The organism is Bradyrhizobium sp. PSBB068 (assembly GCA_016839165.1).
In the GTDB taxonomy this organism is placed as follows: domain Bacteria; phylum Pseudomonadota; class Alphaproteobacteria; order Rhizobiales; family Xanthobacteraceae; genus Bradyrhizobium.
This window is the reverse complement of the sequence record CP069300.1, coordinates 7,018,694-7,032,842: the sequence shown is the minus strand read 5'-3', so window position 1 is coordinate 7,032,842 and position 14,149 is coordinate 7,018,694. Positions and strand designations below refer to the sequence as shown.

The 14,149-nt window shown below is 64.4% G+C and carries 14 protein-coding genes; 6 read left to right on the top strand and 8 right to left on the bottom strand.

Going from position 1 to position 14,149, the window contains the following annotated elements:
- Positions 1 to 522 precede the first annotated feature (522 nt).
- Positions 523 to 1,383, top strand: a complete 861-nt coding sequence (locus JQ507_32610; protein QRI73609.1) for a sulfite exporter TauE/SafE family protein — start codon at positions 523 to 525, stop codon at positions 1,381 to 1,383.
- 6 nt (positions 1,384 to 1,389) lie between these two features.
- On the opposite strand, the gene JQ507_32605 is transcribed toward JQ507_32610, so the two are convergent.
- Both JQ507_32605 and JQ507_32600 read right to left on the bottom strand, forming a co-directional pair.
- Positions 1,390 to 1,887, bottom strand: a complete 498-nt coding sequence (locus tag JQ507_32605) for a hypothetical protein (protein QRI69544.1) — start codon at positions 1,885 to 1,887, stop codon at positions 1,390 to 1,392.
- A gap of 26 nt (positions 1,888 to 1,913) precedes the next feature.
- Positions 1,914 to 3,443 (bottom strand): malonyl-CoA synthase, encoded by a 1,530-nt coding sequence (locus tag JQ507_32600; GenBank protein ID QRI69543.1) that lies wholly within the window; start codon positions 3,441 to 3,443, stop codon positions 1,914 to 1,916.
- Between the two features lie 87 nt (positions 3,444 to 3,530).
- Here JQ507_32600 and JQ507_32595 point away from each other — a divergent pair, with 87 nt between their 5' ends.
- Entirely contained in the window at positions 3,531 to 4,292 is a 762-nt protein-coding gene (locus JQ507_32595) for an SDR family oxidoreductase (GenBank protein QRI69542.1), read from the top strand.
- Between the two features lie 201 nt (positions 4,293 to 4,493).
- On the opposite strand, the gene JQ507_32590 is transcribed toward JQ507_32595, so the two are convergent.
- Positions 4,494 to 5,894 (bottom strand): MFS transporter, encoded by a 1,401-nt coding sequence (locus JQ507_32590; GenBank protein ID QRI69541.1) that lies wholly within the window; start codon positions 5,892 to 5,894, stop codon positions 4,494 to 4,496.
- A 323-nt stretch (positions 5,895 to 6,217) separates the two neighbouring features.
- Between JQ507_32590 and JQ507_32585 the strand changes: the two genes are divergently transcribed.
- The 3 genes from JQ507_32585 (at position 6,218) to JQ507_32575 (ending at position 8,381) form a co-directional block, all read left to right on the top strand.
- Positions 6,218 to 6,772: a fasciclin domain-containing protein gene (locus tag JQ507_32585; GenBank protein QRI69540.1), complete on the top strand. Its 555-nt coding sequence runs from the start codon at positions 6,218 to 6,220 to the stop codon at positions 6,770 to 6,772.
- A gap of 179 nt (positions 6,773 to 6,951) precedes the next feature.
- Positions 6,952 to 7,584, top strand: coding sequence for a cytochrome b/b6 domain-containing protein (locus JQ507_32580; GenBank protein ID QRI69539.1), 633 nt, complete (start codon positions 6,952 to 6,954; stop codon positions 7,582 to 7,584).
- An 11-nt stretch (positions 7,585 to 7,595) separates the two neighbouring features.
- Positions 7,596 to 8,381 (top strand): molybdopterin-binding protein, encoded by a 786-nt coding sequence (locus JQ507_32575; GenBank protein ID QRI69538.1) that lies wholly within the window; start codon positions 7,596 to 7,598, stop codon positions 8,379 to 8,381.
- Positions 8,382 to 8,413: 32 nt separating this feature from the next.
- Here JQ507_32575 and JQ507_32570 read toward each other — a convergent pair whose 3' ends face one another.
- The 3 genes from JQ507_32570 to JQ507_32560 all read right to left on the bottom strand — a co-directional run bounded on the left by JQ507_32570 (position 8,414) and on the right by JQ507_32560 (position 11,338).
- A complete protein-coding gene (locus tag JQ507_32570) occupies positions 8,414 to 9,133 on the bottom strand; it encodes a hypothetical protein (GenBank protein ID QRI69537.1) in 720 nt (239 codons plus the stop codon).
- 70 nt (positions 9,134 to 9,203) lie between these two features.
- Entirely contained in the window at positions 9,204 to 10,385 is a 1,182-nt protein-coding gene (locus tag JQ507_32565) for a YbfB/YjiJ family MFS transporter (GenBank protein QRI69536.1), read from the bottom strand.
- 89 nt (positions 10,386 to 10,474) lie between these two features.
- Positions 10,475 to 11,338 (bottom strand): EamA family transporter, encoded by an 864-nt coding sequence (locus tag JQ507_32560; GenBank protein QRI69535.1) that lies wholly within the window; start codon positions 11,336 to 11,338, stop codon positions 10,475 to 10,477.
- Between the two features lie 149 nt (positions 11,339 to 11,487).
- Between JQ507_32560 and leuB the strand changes: the two genes are divergently transcribed.
- Positions 11,488 to 12,600, top strand: coding sequence for a 3-isopropylmalate dehydrogenase (leuB, locus tag JQ507_32555; protein ID QRI69534.1), 1,113 nt, complete (start codon positions 11,488 to 11,490; stop codon positions 12,598 to 12,600).
- A gap of 146 nt (positions 12,601 to 12,746) precedes the next feature.
- Here leuB and JQ507_32550 read toward each other — a convergent pair whose 3' ends face one another.
- Together JQ507_32550 and JQ507_32545 are read right to left on the bottom strand one after the other, a co-directional pair.
- A complete protein-coding gene (locus tag JQ507_32550; protein ID QRI69533.1) occupies positions 12,747 to 13,154 on the bottom strand; it encodes a hypothetical protein in 408 nt (135 codons plus the stop codon).
- 177 nt (positions 13,155 to 13,331) lie between these two features.
- Positions 13,332 to 14,126: a hypothetical protein gene (locus JQ507_32545; GenBank protein ID QRI73608.1), complete on the bottom strand. Its 795-nt coding sequence runs from the start codon at positions 14,124 to 14,126 to the stop codon at positions 13,332 to 13,334.
- Positions 14,127 to 14,149 lie beyond the last annotated feature (23 nt).

Below are 14,149 nucleotides of genomic sequence, written 5' to 3'. Positions count from 1 at the left end.
AAATGCAAGGCGAGGTGAACAAAGAAGTGAATCTCTGTTCGAACATCCTAAGGAGCCCGCTCAGCTGACCGTTGACGGGGTCCGGAAGGCGTCGATCCTGCCCCATTGTTCCGCCGGATAATCGACAAATGCCCTGATCTTAGGTGATCGAAGCCATGACGGCTGAGGCATCTGACCCGCCTGTTTCGGCGCCATTCGCGGCCGGATAAGAGGCGCTGCAAGTTTGCGCTGGCGACCGCAGGACTGCATGCGCCGAACCGCCACGTGCACGATGCCAGCGTCATACCGCACCGCACCAATCAGAGCGTCGGGGCCATTCACCCAGAGCCGACCGGATATGCGGAAGTTGCGATTCGCCCTGATGCCGTTCGACAAGGCGCCACCCGAGATTCCGCATGAGCACCCGCGTGGCGGCGCTGATACTCCTGAATCTGAAAAGCGGCTATTGCTCGCGATGGACCGTCGCGAGACGCCGCCGAAGCACCTGCTCCGGCAACACGCAGCCTGATGCGCAAGAAAAAGATGATGGCCGGCCTCGATCCAAGAGAACTACTCGAACTCGCACTGCTGCTGATCGCGGTCGGCGCGTTGTCCGGCTTTCTCGCCGGCCTGTTCGGCATCGGCGGCGGCGCGATCCTGGTGCCGGTGTTCTACGAATGCTTTCGCCTTGCCGGCGTCCCGCTCGAGGTACGGATGCCGCTGTGCATCGGCACCTCACTCGCCATCATCATTCCAACCTCGCTGAGCTCGTTTCGCGCCCATTATCGCCGCGGCGCGGTGGACATGGAGATCCTGAAGCGCTGGTGGCTGCCGATCATGATCGGCGTCGCCGCCGGCAGCGTCACCGCGCGCTTCGCGCCGGAGCGGCTGTTCAAGATCGTGTTCGTGATGGTGGCCTGGTCGGCGGCGGCGCGGCTGCTGTTGGCGCGCGAGACCTGGAAGTTCGGCGACGACGTGCCGAAGGGTTTTCTGATGCGCGTCTATGGTTTCTTCGTCGGCCTGCTGTCGACGCTGATGGGCATCGGCGGCGGCCTGTTCGCCAATCTGCTGATGACGTTCTATGGCCGGCCGATCCACCAGGCGGTCGCGACATCGTCCGCGCTCGCGGTGCTGATCTCGATCCCCGGCGCGCTCGGTTACGTCTATGCCGGCTGGCCCGCCGCCGCGCGCTTTCCCGACGTCGCCGCGCTGCAACTGCCGTTCGCGCTCGGCTACGTCTCGCTGATCGGTGCGCTCTTGGTGATGCCGACCACGCTCGTCACCGCGCCGCTCGGCGTCAAGGTCGCGCACGCGCTGTCGAAGCGCGCGCTCGAGGTGGCGTTCGGGGCCTATCTCTTCATCGTCGGCGGACGGTTCGTGATCAGCCTGCTGGGCGGACACTAACCGCACTCAGTCCTTCAACCGGACCTCGCTATTGCCCCAGTACCGCATATCGCCGATCCCTTCGATACGATCCATATCGGAGAGCACCTTCAAGCGCGCGGCGGTCGCTTCATGACTGATAGCCCAGCCAAGTTCCTTGTAGCGTTCTTCTGCAATGGTCACGAACCACAGGACCTTCCGCCACCGCGGCTTCAAAAGCGACATGATGACTTCGTCAAGCTGATCTTCGGTCACCGAAGACGGAAGATTCACCTCGCTCCATGTTAATTCGCTGCAAAGTATGCTTGGCCTCTGTTCCTCCGTGGGTGGAAGCAAATCCGGATACTGCTCGCAAATCGGAAAGAGAAGCTTGTCCTCAAGGTCCGCAATGATCGCCTGAACCGAATCATCGAATCGAATCCGTTCCTGCTTGCCAAGCCCTGCGATGTTCCTTTCAGCCTCGTACATTGCGTCCAAAGCATCGAAGATCTGCAGACAGATCTTCTCGGCATATTCGCGGTTCATCCTTCCCTCGCGAAATTCCGCTTTCCTCAGGCCTTCGAATAGATATCCTTATACGTGTCCCGCAGAATATTCTTCTGCACCTTGCCCATCGCGTTGCGCGGCAATTCGTCGACCACGAAGACGCGCTTGGGCATCTTGAATTTGGCGATCCGGCCGTCGAGCGCCTTCAGCACCGAGGCCTCGCTGACATCGGCGCCCTTGCTGCACACCAGGACGGCGGTGACGCCTTCGCCGAAATCGGCATGCGGCACGCCGATCACGGCCGACTCGATCACGCCCGGCATGGCGTCGATCTCGCTCTCGATCTCCTTCGGGTAGGCGTTGAAGCCGCCGGAGATCACGAGATCCTTGCCGCGGCCGAGGATGTGGACATAGCCCTTGTCGTCGATCTTGCCGAGGTCGCCGGTGATGAAGAAGCCGTCGGCGCGGAATTCGGCCTTGGTCTTCTCCGGCATCCGCCAGTAGCCTTGGAACACGTTCGGGCCCTTGACCTCGATCATGCCGATGGTCTCCCGCGGAAGCTCCGTGCCGGTCTCGGGATCGGTGACCCGCACCGTCACGCCGGGCAGCGCGAACCCGACCGCGCCGGGCACGCGGTCGCCGTCATAGGGGTTGCTGGTGTTCATGTTGGTCTCGGTCATGCCGTAGCGTTCCAGCACGGCGTGGCCAGTGCGGGCGGACCACTCGCGATGGGTGTCGGCGAGCAGCGGCGCGGAGCCCGAGATGAACAGTCGCATGTGCCTGGTGACGTCCTTGTTCAGGCCGGGGTTCTGCAGCAGGCGGGTGTAGAAGGTCGGCACGCCCATCATCACGGTGGCGCGGGCCATCAGCTTGAGGATCGCATCCGGATCGAACTTCGGCAGGAAGATCATCGAGGCGCGTGCGAACAGCGTCACGTTGCTCGCCACGAACAGGCCGTGGGTGTGATAGATCGGCAGCGCGTGGATCAGCACGTCCTTGTCGGTGAAGCGCCAGTAGTCGACCAGCGAATAGGAGTTCGAGGCGAGATTGTCGTGCGACAGCATCGCGCCCTTGGAGCGGCCGGTGGTGCCGGAGGTGTAGAGGATCGCCGCGAGGTCGTTGTTTTCGCGCGGCACCGTGGCGAAGTCCTTCGGCGCCTTGTCGGCGGCCTCGGTCAGCGAGCCCTTGCCGGTTGGATCGAGCGTTTCGACCTTCGCGCCGACCTTGGCGGCGATCGCCTTGATGCCCTCGAGCTTGGCGGGATCGCAGACCACCAGCGCCGGCTCGGCGTCAGAGATGAAGTATTCGAGCTCGTTCAGCGTATAGGCGGTATTGAGCGGCAGATAGACGCCGCCGGCGCGCACCGTGGCGAGATACAGCACCAGCGCCGAAACCGACTTCTCGGTCTGTGCCGCGACCCGGTCGCCCGGCTTGACGCCGCGCTCGACCAGCACGTTCGCCATCTGGCCCGCGCGCGCGATCAGATCGCCATAGGTGATGCGGCTGCCGTCGAGCTGCTCGATCGCGAGCCGGTTGGGATCGTCGAGGCCGTCGAACAGGCGGGAAAACAGATTGGCGTTGGTGGTCGTGTTCATGCAACATCCCCTGAGGGGCGAAAGCGCCGGTAAAACTCCGGCTGGATTAGCAAAAACGCCCTTCGGAAAGCAACGGAGACAGTTTGCATGACAAATCATGGGAAACGCGTGGCCTGGGTCACCGGCGGTGGAACGGGAATCGGTGAATCCGGGGCGGAATTCCTGGCGGCGGACGGCTGGACGGTGGTGATTTCAGGCCGCCGCAAGGAAGAGCTGGACCGCGTGGTGGCCAACATCACGAAAAAGGGCGGCAAGGCCGAGGCGATCCCGCTCGACGTCAGCAACAAGGCCGACGTCAACAAGGCTGCCGAGACGATCATCGCCAAACACGGCCGCATCGACCTGCTGGTCAACAGCGCCGGCATCAACGTGCCGAAGCGCAGCTGGGCCGACATGGAGCTGGAAGGCTGGGACAAGCTGGTCGAGGTCAACCTCAACGGCGTGCTCTATTGCATGCGGGCGGTACTGCCGACGATGCGCAAGCAGCAGGACGGCTGCATCATCAACGTCGCCTCCTGGGCCGGCCGCCACGTCTCGAAGATGCCGGGCCCGGCCTACACCACGACCAAGCACGCGGTGCTGGCGCTGACCCATTCCTTCAACATGGACGAATGCGTCAACGGCCTGCGCGCCTGCTGCCTGTCGCCGGGCGAGGTCGCAACCCCGATCCTGAAGCAGCGGCCGGTGGTGCCGAGCGAGGCCGAGCAGGCCAAGATGCTGCAGCCCGAGGATTGCGGCCGCACCATCGCCTTCGTCGCCAGCATGCCGGCGCGGGTCTGCATGAACGAGATCCTGATCAGCCCGACGCACAACCGCGGATTCATTCAAACGCCGGCGAACAGGGATTAAGCGCGGTCCGTCCTCTCCGTCCTCCTGAAAGGGGGGGCGGGCGAGGGGGCACTTGCACGATTTCGGAATATTGGAAATGTATCCCTGATTTGCCCGACGTGTCAAGCTGCCGTCGGACGGCGGCCCGCCGTCGGCTGCTTTGCATGGGGTTGTTTTTCGATATTTTGGCCCCGCGCATCCGCGCTACGGATCAGTAGCGGATCACTCGCTGATTTCGTTCAGCTCCTTGCCGGTATGCTCCGGCACGAACAGGAACACACCGATCGCCATCGCGAGCATCAGCACGGGGATGCAGAGGAACGCCAGCGCGAACGAACCGGTGTGCTGCTGCAGCGCGATCGAGACGAAGGGAAACAGCACGAAGCCGACCAGATAGGCGATCGCCCAGACCACGCCGTTGGCGGCGCCGCGGATCCGGGTCGGGAAGATCTCCGCCGTCAGGGTCGTGCTCGGTCCCCAGAAGCCGAGGAAGCCGAGACACCAGAGCAGGCCGAACGCCCATAGCAGCACGCGGTCCTCGGAATAGACCCAGAGCGTCATGAAGATCGCGCCCTCGATCAGGGTCACGATGAAGGTGCGGCGGCGGCCGATCTTGTCGATCAGCCAGCCGACCAGGCAGAGGCCGAGAAAGCCGCACAGGCCGTAGAACACATAGAAGAGGCTGTATTCGGTGGTCGACCAGTGCTTCTCGGTCGACAGGTACAGCGGCATCCAGGCGCCGACGGTGCCGTAGATGCAGGTCGAGGCGCAGGCAACGAACAGTGCGACCAATGTCGAAGGCAGCACGTCGGGCATGAACACCTGGCTGATGCCGACCGACTTGGCCTTTGTGAACCAGTTGCGGTCGTCGTCGCTGACCGTGCCGCCGCGTGCCAGCGTCTCCGAGATACGCCGCTTGCGGTCTTGCGAGCGCACCCAATAGGGCGATTCCGGACAGGTCGAGCGGATGTAGATCGCCAGCAGCGCGATCACGCCGGGCACCATCACGGCGATGCGCCAACCGAAATTGGCGGCGACGAGACCGGTGATCGCGCCGGCGAGCGTGGCGCCGATGCACCAGGCCGAGCGGGTGATGCTGATGACGCGGCCGCGCAGCCGCGCCGGCCAGGTTTCCGCCACCAGCATCGAGCCGAGCGACCATTCGCCGTTGAGCGCGAAGAACAGCAGCGAGCGCGCGATCACGAACACTGCGAATGTCGGCGACAGCGCCGCAACCGGCATCAGCAGCGAGAACAGCGCGATGTTGACCGCGAGCAGTGTGCGGCGGCCGTAGCGGTCGGCGAGCCACGGCCAGAAATAGAGCCCGGCGATGCCGACGAACAGCGCGATCTGCATGCCGGAGCGATACTCCGGCAGGGTGAGCTGGAATTCCTTGATCACCATCGGCGAGATCAGCGCGAAGATCACGCCGTCCATGCCGTCGAAGCCCCAGCCGAGCGCGTTGGCGGTGGCGATGTGCCAATGGGTCTTCGTCAGCTCGGTGCTGCCGGCGACGGCGCGGTAGTTGGCGTATTGCAGGTGTTTCTGTTCGAGCGGACCGACATCGGTATCCGCATCGCTCACCGTAGGCGCGGCGTGTCCGTCAGCCGTGATGCTGCTCATGCTGCCTCCCCCGACTGCTCTCTGCGAAGCTGTGCCGCAATCTCAGGCTGAACCAATCGAGCGGTGGCGGCAAGCAAATTGCTCGCGGCATCGCACCCGACCATTCCGCTGAATGGAATGCGCGACGCAGCGCGCGGCGTGGCGCCTACGAAGCGCGAGCCAGCCGGTTTCAGGAATCACAAAGAATTATGTTCGGAAACCGCCCCGAAAACCTCCCGTAGCTCAGGCCAACGACGACGCTTTCATCAACCCATTCGCGCCGTTGTTGCCCCTTCATCGCCGGTGCCGATGCGCCGGCAGGATTACCCACCGGGAGACGAACCATGTCGAAGCGTATTGCCTATCTCGCTGCCGCCGCCTTCAGCGCCCTCACGATCGCCGCTACCGTCGTGGCGCCGGTCCGCGCCGAGGAGAAGACCGTGATGGTCGGCGGCGCCGCGATGTTCCCGTCGAAGAACATCGTCCAGAACGCGGTCAATTCGAAAGACCACACCACCCTGGTTGCCGCGGTGAAGGCCGCCGGCCTGGTCAGCACGCTGGAAGGCAAGGGCCCGTTCACGGTGTTCGCGCCGACCAACGCGGCGTTCGAGAAGCTGCCGGCCGGAACCGTCGACAATCTGGTCAAGCCCGAGAACAAGGCGACGCTGACCAAGATCCTCACCTACCATGTGGTGCCCGGCAAGCTCGAGGCCTCCGACCTCACCGACGGCAAGAAGCTGAAGACGGCCGAAGGCGAGGAACTGACCGTCAAGAAGCAGGATGGCAAGGTCTTGATCGTCGATGCGAAGGGCGGCACCTCGATTGTGACGATCCCCAACGTCAACCAGTCGAACGGTGTCATCCATGTGGTCGACACCGTGCTGATGCCGGCGACCTGACACCCGGCGGGTCGGCTTAGTCCCTGAACGCCTTGCGACATGCGAGCCGGAGCCTCGCCCCGGCTCGCATTTTTGTGACCAGACGGGAAGCTGTATATCGAACTGATGAGGCGCGACCCCGTAACGGAACGCAGGTTCCCGGCGTATAAGCCGGTAACGACCACCAGCAGAGACATTCCATGACGAGCCTCGCCGTCAGCGACCACCAGGCAGAAACCGCAACGCCGGCGAAGGTGATCCAGCCGGTCTGGGTGCGGATCGTGCACTGGGTCAACGCCGTCGCGATGATCCTGATGATCATGTCGGGCTGGCAGATCTACAACGCCTCGCCGCTGTTCAGTTTCACGTTCTCCCACAGCATCACGCTCGGCGGCTGGCTCGGCGGCGCGCTGCTCTGGCACTTCGCCGCGATGTGGCTGTTGATGGTCAATGGCCTGACCTATCTGGCGCTGGGTTTTGCGACCGGCCGCTTCCGCAAGAAGCTGCTGCCGATCACTCCCGGTGGCGTGATTGCCGACACCAAGGCGGCGCTGACCTTCAAGCTGTCGCATGACGATCTCAGCAAGTACAATTCGGTGCAGAAGCTGCTCTATGCCGGCATCATCACCATCGGCGTCGTCATCGTGCTGTCCGGCCTGTCGATGTGGAAGCCGGTGCAATTGCACTGGCTGGTGTCGCTGTTCGGCGGCTACGACATCGCCCGCTATGTCCACTTCACCTGCATGGCGCTGATCGTCGCCTTCCTGGTGATCCATGTCGCGCTCGCGCTGCTGGTGCCGAAGAGCCTGCGCGCTATGATCATCGGACGCTGAGGGAGGATAAAATGGGCCGTCTCCGTAATCTCCTGATCCCCGGTGTCGACAAGAAGCTGCTGGTCCGCGACGCGGTGAAGACGATGCCGGAACTGACGCGCCGCCGCTTCATCACGGCGGGCACCAGCCTCGGTGCGCTGACGCTGCTGACCGGCTGCGACGTGGTCGATTCCTCGTCGGCCGAGGAATTGCTGAAGAGGGTCTCGAAGTTCAACGACGCGGTGCAGGCCTGGATGTTCAATCCGGATGCGCTGGCGCCGACCTTCCCCGAGAGCATGATCACCAAACCGTTCCCGTTCAACGCGTATTACGACCTTGACGATGCGCCTGTCGTCGCGGCGGCGGACTGGAAGCTCGAGGTGCGCGGGCTGGTCGACAACAAGAAGTCGTGGACGCTCGACGAACTGTACAAGCTGCCGCAGGTCAAGCAGGTGACGCGCCACATCTGCGTCGAGGGCTGGAGCGCGATCGGCAGCTGGACCGGAACACCGCTCCGCGACTTCCTCAAGCTCGTCGGCGCCGACACGCGGGCGAAGTATGTCTGGTTCCAGTGCGCTGACAAGGACGGCTACAATTCACCCTTGGACATGCGCACAGCGCTGCATCCGCAGACCCAGATGACGTTCAAATTCGCCGACCAGATCCTGCCGCGCGCCTACGGTTTTCCGATGAAGATCAGGGTGCCGACCAAGCTCGGCTTCAAGAACCCGAAATACGTGCTCTCGATGGAAGTCACCAACGACTACAAGGGCGGCTACTGGGAAGATCAGGGCTACAATTCGTTCAGCGGAAGCTGACTGCCGCGTGCGCCGGCACGGCGCATCGTCTGCTACTTGACCGCCGTGGCCTTTGGTGACGGGAGCATGCGCTTGTTCAAGCGCCAGCCTGCATCGGTCAGCTGCAGGTCCGCATCGCGCGTCGTCAACCCGCCGGACTGGTCTTCCCCGTGCAACGTCACGCGAAGCTTGATGCGGGCGTCGCCATCCCAGGCGACGAACTTCCACTGTTCATAGTCCTTGGCCTTGTAGCTCCATTCCAGGCGAAGCGCGCCATTCTCAATCCGGTAGACCGCGATATCTCGATCCGTACTCCAGGCTTCGCTGCTGAATGCGACGACCAGACGTTCGCCATTCGGCGAAAGATGCGGCGAGTCATCCATATTCGTGGCTGCGCCCGTCGTCCCGTTTACGACGAGAACCGAATTTGCCTCGTAGAGGCGGGCGGTCAGGACGAACAAGTGCAATCCGGGGTAGTATGCTTCGAGTCGATAGTCGACGCATTTTTCCGCATTGCCTTCCTCGCAGGCACGATTGTTGCTCAAGAGTGATTTGGTCTTTCCATTCTGGAGCGAGATGCGCAGTGCATCGCCGCTGCGTACGGCGATGCCCTTCATCCGGGAAAGGCACTTCGCCTCGAGTGCTGCGACGTCAGGGCGTCGTGTCGAGATGTCGGCCTTGCAATGAATCGCGTCGATTTGCGCGGGTGATTGGGCGCACGCGGGCGCGCCGCCGCAGAGCGAGAGAAAGAAAATCAAGGCCGGGATGCGCATGTCGGACCTTCAAAATGAGGAAATTCAACGGCTGTACTGCGCGCAGCGTTGATCCGCTCTTGAGGACACTTTACTGCCGACCGAGCCGCGGCTGAAACGCCGATAATGTCGCACCCAGCATCAGCATCGCGGCCGAGACGTTGAGCGCAACCGACAGATTGCCGACCGCATCCGTGATCGCGCCGACTACGATCGGGCCGAGCGTCTGGCCGATGCCGAAGGCGATGGTCATGGCCGCGATCGCGGTGGGCCAGGATTGCGGCGGGTAGTTGAAGCGTACGAAGGCGGTGGTCGAGCCGACCACAGCGAAGAAGGCGACGCCGAACACCAACGCCGAGACCGCCAGCAGCAGCGGCGAATGCCCGAAGATCGGCAGGCTGGCGCCGAGCGCATTGACGCCGAGGATGATCGTGGTGGCGAGCCCGCCGCGGTCGAGCGCCAGCACGCGCCGCCAGACCCAGGGCGTGACGAAGGCGCTGACGCCGATCAGGCTCCAGAACGCGCTCTGTGCCACCGCGCCGCCGCCACCGTCGCGGACATAGGCGATCATGAACGTCATGTAGGCGATGTAGCCGGCGCCGAACAGGAAGTAGGCGGCGAGGTAGATCAGGACCGGCGTGATCGCGAACTTGGTCCGCACGAAGCCGCCGGCGGTCGCGTCGGCGTGGAACGGCGCAAGCCACAGCGGCACGGTCATGATCACCGAGAGCAAGGTCATCGCCCACCACACGATCCACCACGAGCCCGCGCCGAAACCCTGCAGCACGAACGGCGCGATCAGGCCGGATGCGAGGATGCCGACGCCCGGCCCGGCATAGAACAGGCTGAGCAGGAAGTTGGCGCGCTCCGGCCGCGACTGCGCAATGGTTGCCGCCAGCGCGCCGCCGCCGACGAAGCCGATCGCGGCGGCGAAGCCGACCAGCAGGCGGGCAAAGCTCAGCACGGCAAAATTGCCCGAGATGGCGCACAGCGCCAGCGACAGCGCGCAGGCCACCGTCGACCAGCGCACCGACGCGGTGAGCCCGAAGCGCTGAATCAGGCGCGAGGCGCACAGCGCACCGACCAGATAGCCGGCGGCATTGATCGTGTTCATGAAGCCGGCGGCGGAATACGACCAGGCCAGCTGCTCACGCATATCAGGCAGCACCAGCGAATAGGCGAAACGGCCGATGCCGAGACCGACCGTCGGTGCAAGCGATAGAATCAGGATCAGCCGCGCGGCATGCGCGTAGGATGGGGCGGGGGCTCTCACAATTCACTCCGGCAATAGCGCCATTCTGGCAGGCCGCGGCGGTCCTGCCCAGCACCGCGGGCGGCAACACTGTCTTGCGTATCGGGCAATCAGGCGATCAGGACCAGCGCGACGCCGGCGACGGTCAGCAGGGTTCCGGCGACGATCCGCGGTGTGATCTCGATATGCTTGAGCATGACAGCGCTCATCGCCACGGTCACCAGCGGGTAGATCGCAGCGAGCGGTGCCACCAGCGTGATCGGGCCGTTGCGGACCGCGGCGAACAGGCTGAGCGCGCTGAGCCCGTTGCTGATCCCGGTCAGCATGAACCAGAGCCGCCCCTCGCGCGGCGCCTGCACCAGGAAGCTGCCCTTGCGGATCCGTTGCACCGTCAGCACCACCAGCGAGGACATGACGTAGCCGACCAGGCAAGCCCAGAGCGGGCTCGGCCAGACGGCCAGCCCGAGCTTGGCGATCGGCGGCACGATGCCGCGCACCAGCGCGCTCGCGAGCGGCAGCAGCAGGGCCCAGCTGCGCCAATGCCCGAGGTCGCGCGGCCGGGTCACGGTGATCACGGCGGCGCCTGCGACCGCGACGACGAGGCCGAGTAGCTGCTGCGGGTGCAGCGGCTCCTGCAGCAGCATCACAGCGGCGGTGACGGCGAACAGCGGCGCCAGATTGCCGAGCGTCGAGGTGATGACCGGCCCGAGCGCCCGGTTCGAGGCGAAGGTCAAAAGCGTCAGCGAGGCCGGGAAGAACAGGCCGATCGCCATGAAGATCGGCAAGGCCCGCCAGACCACCGGCTCGCCTTGCAGGATCAGCGGCGACAGCAGCAGGAACAGCAAGGTGAAGGAGGGCACGCTGATCGCGGCGCCCGACAGCGGTTCGACGGTGCGTAGCCCAAGCTGCGCCAGCACCACGCCGGCGCCGAGGAAAATGGCCGAGGCGAAGGCGTAGATAATGGCTGCGGTCATGAGTCCGTCTTGTTGGCTTCTTGAGGCGCGGTTTGGCTCGCTCAAGAGCCATTTTGGCCCTGCTCAGGGTGCCTTGCCAATCGGTGCGGGGCGTTTTAGCACTCGCGCCAGACGATGACGGGCATGCCCGATTGAATGAGGTAACGACCATGGCGACCCATAAACTGCTGCTTCTCCCCGGCGACGGCATCGGCCCCGAGGTGATGGCCGAGGTGCAGCGCGTGATCGACTGGCTGAATGCGCAGGGCATCGCCAGGTTCGAGACCGAGCAGGGCCTGGTCGGCGGCTCCGCCTATGACGCGCACAAGGTGTCGATCTCGGAAGCCGACATGGCCAAGGCCAATGCGGCCGACGCCGTGATCTTCGGCGCGGTCGGCGGTCCGAAGTGGGACAGCGTGCCCTATGAGGTGCGCCCGGAGGCCGGCCTGCTGCGGCTGCGCAAGGATCTCGGCCTGTTCGCCAATCTGCGACCGGCAGTGTGCTATCCGGCGCTGGCGGATGCCTCGAGCCTCAAGCGCGAGGTGGTCGAAGGCCTTGACATCATGATCGTGCGCGAACTGACCGGCGGCGTCTATTTCGGCGAGCCGAAGACCATCACCGATCTCGGCAACGGCCAGAAGCGCGCGATCGACACCCAGGTCTACGACACCTTCGAGATCGAGCGGATCGGTCGCGTTGCCTTCGAGCTGGCACGCAAGCGCAAGAACAAGGTGACGTCGATGGAGAAGCGCAACGTCATGAAGTCGGGCGTGCTCTGGAACGAGGTCATGACCCAGGTCCATGCGCGCGAATACAAGGACGTCACGCTGGAGCATCAGCTCGCCGATTCCGGCGGCATGAACCTGGTCAAGACGCCGAAGCAGTTCGACGTCATCGTGACCGACAATCTGTTCGGCGACATGCTGTCCGACATCGCGGCGATGCTGACGGGCTCGCTCGGCCTGCTGCCGTCGGCGTCGCTCGGCAAGGAGGACGCCAAGACCAAGGAGCGCAAGGCTTTGTATGAGCCGGTGCACGGCTCGGCGCCCGATATCGCAGGCCGAGGCCTCGCCAATCCGATCGCGATGATCGCCTCGTTCGGCATGGCGCTGCGCTATTCGTTCGGCATGGGCGATCTCGCCGACAAGGTCGATGCCGCGATTGCCGCCGTGCTCGCCAGCGGCCTGCGCACCGCCGACATCAAGTCGGCCGGCACCACGCCGGTCAGCACCGCGCAGATGGGCGAGGCGATCCTGACGGAATTGCAGAAGCTGCACGCGTAACGGTTACGCTGCAGCCACAAATGCGATGTCGTCCCGGCGCAGGCCGGGACCCATTACCCCAACTGGATGTGTGGCGCGATGCTGGAGCCACAGCTTGCTCCTACGGCAAGCTGTGGTGGTTATGGGCTCTGGGACGACGAATAATCTCAGTACAGCGGGAAGGTCCGCGGATAGCCGCCGAGGTCGGACGGCGGACTGAGCGGCTGACGATCGATCGGGCGGTTGTTGTTCTCGCGCGCGAACGAGGGATAGCCGACATCCGGCGGGTACGCATAGTCGTTGAACTTGCGGTCGCCCGGCAGCACTTCGGTGCCGGCGTCGAGCCACGAGCGCGTGGTGACATAGACACGGGTACGCGGGCCCTGCTGATAGACCCGGTTCGGGCCCTGCGCGCCGTAATAGCGGCGGCCGTCGCGGTCATACTGCTCTTGCTGCTTGCGCTTGCTCGGGGTGTCCTGCGCGCTGGCAGCGGTCATGCCGAACGCGGTTGCGGTGACGGCAGCCGCAGCAAGCAACACCACGAGCTTGTTCGCGGCAGGGAGTTTCAAGGTCATCGCATCCTCGTCATTACGGCCCCGTCGGGGGCTGGCGCGTCCGCCAAAATCACTTGGAACACATTGTAGCCATGGTGGGGAGGCCGTCACTAGGTCAATTGCGCCACACCAGGCGAGATAATGCGTGTCCGGACGCAAAAGTTTCATGAAAACCAGTGCCTTGCCACGGTCTCGCCATCAAAGCGCGCCGCGCAGCAGCGGGTTCTCGTTGCCCGTCACCCAGTCGGCCGACAAAGCGGGCAGGCCGGACGTAACGCAGTCGGTGCGCTTGAGCTCGGCATGCGCGAACAGCGCGGCGAGCCGCGGATCGTTGCCCGCAGCCAGCAGCGTCAGGCGGTTCAGCATGCAGACGATCGCGGCGCGCCGGGCCGGCAGGCTGTCGCCCTGGCAGGTCCAGCCGGAAATTCTCAGGTCGGGCGCGTCGGCCTGCTTGAGGAAGCCGAGGCAGGCGCGGCTGCCGTCCTGGCGGGCCGGGCGCAGCAGGGTGACGCTGCCGAACTTGCTGTCGACGATGCCGGCGGCCTCGAGCCCGCGGTCGCCGCCGGGGTCGAGCCGCCCGGCAATCTCGGTCACCGCAGGCCCCATGGCCTCGCCGCCGGGACGGTAGATCTCCAGCTCGGCTGCCAGCACGCCATCCGCGTCGGCCCACCGGAAGATATCCTTGCGGCCGCCCTCGGGATGCCGGAAGATTTCGTAAGCCTCTGTTTTATCTCGTTGATCCAGCTTGCTGATGGCGAAGGCCGGTGCTTGGCGGCCGGCCAGGCTCCAGCCCGCGGCAGCGGGTGCCGCTACCGCCGTTGCGTCGGGCAGCTGCCGCCATAGATAGGCGCCGAGGACGACGAACAGCGCGAGCACGGCGGCATAGGCAAACAGCCCGGAGAGCGTGGCATACACCTCGTCGACGAAGCTCGTCAGCGCAGACGGATTTCTCGTATGATGGGGTGCGGCCGGATCGGCCCGGAATAAATGCATCAAAACGCTCAAAGCTACGCAAC

What these genes read in the sequence shown, in the direction of transcription:
- JQ507_32610 (QRI73609.1), top strand. Translation starts at nt 523, where the DNA reads ATGATGGCCGGCCTCGATCCAAGAGAACTACTCGAACTCGCACTGCTG.
- JQ507_32605 (QRI69544.1), bottom strand. Translation starts at nt 1,887, where the DNA reads ATGAACCGCGAATATGCCGAGAAGATCTGTCTGCAGATCTTCGATGCT.
- JQ507_32600 (QRI69543.1), bottom strand. Translation starts at nt 3,443, where the DNA reads ATGAACACGACCACCAACGCCAATCTGTTTTCCCGCCTGTTCGACGGC.
- JQ507_32595 (QRI69542.1), top strand. Translation starts at nt 3,531, where the DNA reads ATGACAAATCATGGGAAACGCGTGGCCTGGGTCACCGGCGGTGGAACG.
- JQ507_32590 (QRI69541.1), bottom strand. Translation starts at nt 5,894, where the DNA reads ATGAGCAGCATCACGGCTGACGGACACGCCGCGCCTACGGTGAGCGAT.
- JQ507_32585 (QRI69540.1), top strand. Translation starts at nt 6,218, where the DNA reads ATGTCGAAGCGTATTGCCTATCTCGCTGCCGCCGCCTTCAGCGCCCTC.
- JQ507_32580 (QRI69539.1), top strand. Translation starts at nt 6,952, where the DNA reads ATGACGAGCCTCGCCGTCAGCGACCACCAGGCAGAAACCGCAACGCCG.
- JQ507_32575 (QRI69538.1), top strand. Translation starts at nt 7,596, where the DNA reads ATGGGCCGTCTCCGTAATCTCCTGATCCCCGGTGTCGACAAGAAGCTG.
- JQ507_32570 (QRI69537.1), bottom strand. Translation starts at nt 9,133, where the DNA reads ATGCGCATCCCGGCCTTGATTTTCTTTCTCTCGCTCTGCGGCGGCGCG.
- JQ507_32560 (QRI69535.1), bottom strand. Translation starts at nt 11,338, where the DNA reads ATGACCGCAGCCATTATCTACGCCTTCGCCTCGGCCATTTTCCTCGGC.
- leuB (QRI69534.1), top strand. Translation starts at nt 11,488, where the DNA reads ATGGCGACCCATAAACTGCTGCTTCTCCCCGGCGACGGCATCGGCCCC.
- JQ507_32550 (QRI69533.1), bottom strand. Translation starts at nt 13,154, where the DNA reads ATGACCTTGAAACTCCCTGCCGCGAACAAGCTCGTGGTGTTGCTTGCT.
- JQ507_32545 (QRI73608.1), bottom strand. Translation starts at nt 14,126, where the DNA reads ATGCATTTATTCCGGGCCGATCCGGCCGCACCCCATCATACGAGAAAT.